This is a genomic window from Pseudogemmobacter sonorensis, from assembly GCF_042762395.1.
Taxonomy (GTDB): domain Bacteria; phylum Pseudomonadota; class Alphaproteobacteria; order Rhodobacterales; family Rhodobacteraceae; genus Pseudogemmobacter; species Pseudogemmobacter sonorensis.
The window spans coordinates 1-3116 of the sequence record NZ_JBEFZE010000069.1 but is presented as its reverse complement, the minus strand read 5'-3'; the positions used below and the strand labels follow the sequence as shown (position 1 = coordinate 3116).

5 protein-coding genes are annotated in these 3116 nt (G+C 60.2%); 2 read left to right on the top strand and 3 right to left on the bottom strand.

Going from position 1 to position 3116, the window contains the following annotated elements; all coding sequences use genetic code 11:
- Nucleotides 1-14: 14 nt before the first annotated feature.
- Genes ABNX41_RS21590 through ABNX41_RS21580 form a run of 3 tightly spaced genes read right to left on the bottom strand, consistent with a single transcriptional unit; the run spans nt 15 to nt 1206 of the window.
- Entirely contained in the window at nt 15-656 is a 642-nt protein-coding gene (locus ABNX41_RS21590; protein WP_438671741.1) for a class I SAM-dependent methyltransferase, read from the bottom strand.
- Nucleotides 656-970: a hypothetical protein gene (locus ABNX41_RS21585; protein WP_438671740.1), complete on the bottom strand. Its 315-nt coding sequence runs from the start codon at nt 968-970 to the stop codon at nt 656-658. Before ABNX41_RS21585 ends, ABNX41_RS21590 begins: the two co-directional genes overlap by 1 nt.
- Nucleotides 967-1206, bottom strand: a complete 240-nt coding sequence (locus ABNX41_RS21580; protein WP_438671739.1) for a hypothetical protein — start codon at nt 1204-1206, stop codon at nt 967-969. Before ABNX41_RS21580 ends, ABNX41_RS21585 begins: the two co-directional genes overlap by 4 nt.
- On the opposite strand from ABNX41_RS21580, the gene ABNX41_RS21575 reads away from it, so the two are divergent.
- Both ABNX41_RS21575 and ABNX41_RS21570 read left to right on the top strand, forming a co-directional pair.
- Complete coding sequence (locus ABNX41_RS21575) at nt 1205-1981, top strand: S24 family peptidase (RefSeq protein ID WP_438671738.1); 777 nt, start codon at nt 1205-1207, stop codon at nt 1979-1981. The genes ABNX41_RS21580 and ABNX41_RS21575 overlap by 2 nt on opposite strands.
- Before the next feature lie 72 nt (nt 1982-2053).
- Nucleotides 2054-2683 (top strand): hypothetical protein, encoded by a 630-nt coding sequence (locus ABNX41_RS21570; RefSeq protein ID WP_438671737.1) that lies wholly within the window; start codon nt 2054-2056, stop codon nt 2681-2683.
- Nucleotides 2684-3116: the final 433 nt, after the last annotated feature.

Genomic DNA, 3116 nt, shown 5'->3' with positions numbered 1-3116 from the left:
GCGTGGGGCATGGGTCATCCCTCCGCCTGGAGCTGGTAATCTTCCGCGCGCTCAAGGCGCTTGCGGCAGGGCGGTATCCAGCCGAACTCGGTCGGCCCCTTGTGATCTGACGTCCAGACGATCCAGCAATAGGCCGTGGCGGTGCTGCCCTTCGGCGCCAACTTGCCCTTGTGCATCACAACGCGCTCGGTGAATTGCAGGACGATGCGCGGCGGGTGCTGGCTGAACAGCCGCTCATAACGCCCCACCCCTTCGAGGAAGGCCGTGCGCACGATCATCGCGGCACCGTGGCGGCTGGTGCGCAGCGCGCGCTCGATGAACTGCTCGGCCAGCCGAAAGGGCGGATTGGTCACCGTCCAGTCCACGGGAGCCGGATCAGGGCCGAACAGGTAATCCTGCACCGGAAAACCCGCGCCGTAGTTGTGAATGTCCGACGCCTCGACGCTTGCGAAGAACTCGCGCAGCGGGCGCACCATGTGGCCGCGATTGGCCGCAGGCTCGCGGCAGGTGTCGCTATCGGTGTGGAGCCACCAGAGAACGCCTTGCAGGTGGTCAAAAAGCGCGCGGGTTGCCCACGGCGGCGTTGGGAAATCATCGAGGCTGTCGTGCGGTTCTGCCCGGCGCTGCATGACGGCGGTGCTGGTGTTCTGCGCCATCACGCCGCCCTCCCTTTTTTCCGGGGCCGCTCTTGTGGGGAGGGGGGGGAGGACACAGGTTGCGGGGGATGATTCCGGTCCAGCCATTCGCGGGCTTCATCAGGTGACATGCTTTCAGATTCGCCTGAGATCTTGGCCTGCGCCTTGGATGCGATGATGAGCAAGGCAAGGATGACGCCAACCCACTCAAGGGAGGCGCTATCAGCGAACCAACCAAGCGACCACAGGCCGACGATTACCGCCGCCGACCCGAAATCCCGAGACCACGATTCACGGGCAGTCTCGTGAATGAGGATTATCTTGGGGCTGCTCATGCCGCATCCCCTTGAACGGTGGGGGTAATCTCCCCACTTGCTGCCCCATGATCCCCAGAACGCCCCGCCATGTAGGCGCGCAGACGGTCGGCCACCTTCATGGTCGGGCTGGACTTGCCGTCCTTCCAATCCTGCCATTGGCCCCACTTGGCATTGAGTGCATCCCGCAGCAGCTTCTGCGGGCTGATGCCCTCAGCCGCGCAGTAAGCTTCGACTTCTGAAATGAGCTGTTCCATGGGGCGCACTATGGGGGAGTTCCCCCATTATGGCAAGGGGAAGATCCCCATCGCAGGCAACTTTCGCATGGGGTATTTTCCCCCAATGTCGAAGAGAAAGCCGATCACACGCGAGGCGATGGAAAGGCTGGACGCTTTTGTCCGTGGCCTTCGAATTATCACGGACACGGAGCGGGTCGATTGGAAGCCCCTCTCCGAAGCCGCAGGGATGAGCGAGACAGGCGTTAAAGATCTGTTTCGGAACCAGTCATCGCCGAAAGTTGTCAATGCCATCGCCCTAGCAAAAGCCGTTGGGCGTAGCGTTGACGATGTGATCCGTATTGGCGAGGCGTGGGATATCAACGCGGCCCCAGCGCGCGCCACCGTCGCCGTGGCGGGCAAAGTAGGGGCTGGGGCGCATGTCGATCTGGTCGATGCCTATGCCAAGGGCGGCGGACTATACTCGGTCGCCTGCCCGCCGCAGCTTTCGCCCCACGGGATCGTCGCGGTCGAGGTCGAGGGTGACAGCATGGTTCCCCTCTATGCCCCCGGCACGGTCCTTTTCTACAGCCGCGACGTGATCGGCGTGCCGACCGAGGCAATCGGTCAGGTCTGCGTCTGCGAGGATGAAAACGGCAAGGCTTGGGTCAAGCACATCAAGACAGGGATGCAGGAAGGCACGTTCAGCCTGATCTCGGTGAACCCCGAGGCCGAGAACATGCACGGCGTCCGGCTGAAATGGGCCGCCAAGGTGCGCTTTCACCTGGCGCCGGAGATGGTGGAGAGGGTGGAGTAGCTCCGCTCCTCTGATGAGCTTGTGCGGACGGACGCAACTGCACGCTCGGCTTCAATCCAAGGAGATAGATGAGTGCCTGCGTACACCGGACCAAATGCTATTCCGGTCATAGTCCATCATGAGATCGACGGGCCACTGGAAAGCGATTACTTTGAGGCCCTCGGGCGCTTCATATTTGCCTTCTCTTCCGCCGAGAGAGATCTTGGCGATGCGCTGCGCCAGTTTATCGCAAAGCGCAGTGGCGGCGAACATTCCAGTGAGATAGTTAATATCTGCACCAAGGGAGCGCCGATCAAGCCGCTAATGGATATGGCGGAATCCGTGTGGCATCGCTTATGCGCGCCAAACGATGATGCGTGTAACGCGCTTTCTCGCGCTCGCGCACAATTTACTCTGGTTCAGGAGCTGCGCAATGTGTTGGCGCACGAGCCTTTATATCCGGACCATTTCACTGAGGAGCCGCAGGCGGCGGCCTTTAAGTATATCACAGATAAGAAATCTACCTCTGGGAAAATGATCAGGGTCACACTCAGTGACTTGCGGGCCGCAGCAGAAGATGCCGGGGATGCCGCATACTTATACTCATGCATTTTAACAGATTCTTCAGCTACGCTATCGGTCGAAATGCAGAAGCCATGGCAATATACAAAATCCGAAGCAACTCGCGCTCGTCCCCAGAGCCCTCCCCGTAAGGCGAAGTAGAGACCCATTCTCCACATGATTCACAGCGTGGCCAATGCATAGCGTCTGCGGCACGTAGAACCTCAGCGCCAGCCTCTACCATTTCCTCCGTTGGTTCGCGAGGCAGATCAACCAACTTGGCCCCCCCCATCCCGCCCTCACCGGCGGGCTTTTTGCTGTCCGCCAGCGGGAGTGCTGGCAAGATCTGAATCGCATCGGTCGAGGCTGATGTAAACAGAAAATGGGGGAGTTCCCCCAGAATGATATTGACATGGGGATTTTCCCCCATTACCTTCATCCCATCAGAGCAGCGCCGAAGCCTCGGTCGAGAGCCTGCCGAAACCCTGATGGAGATGAACGCCGATGGCGAAGTACAAGCTCACATCCGAAACCAAGCTGTGGTTTGGCCGCACGCTCTACCGCATCGAGGCGCTGATTTCGTTCGGATCGGTCA

What these genes read in the sequence shown, in the direction of transcription:
- ABNX41_RS21590 (WP_438671741.1), bottom strand. Translation starts at nt 656, where the DNA reads ATGGCGCAGAACACCAGCACCGCCGTCATGCAGCGCCGGGCAGAACCG.
- ABNX41_RS21580 (WP_438671739.1), bottom strand. Translation starts at nt 1,206, where the DNA reads ATGGAACAGCTCATTTCAGAAGTCGAAGCTTACTGCGCGGCTGAGGGC.
- ABNX41_RS21575 (WP_438671738.1), top strand. Translation starts at nt 1,205, where the DNA reads ATGGGGCGCACTATGGGGGAGTTCCCCCATTATGGCAAGGGGAAGATC.
- ABNX41_RS21585 (WP_438671740.1), bottom strand. Translation starts at nt 970, where the DNA reads ATGAGCAGCCCCAAGATAATCCTCATTCACGAGACTGCCCGTGAATCG.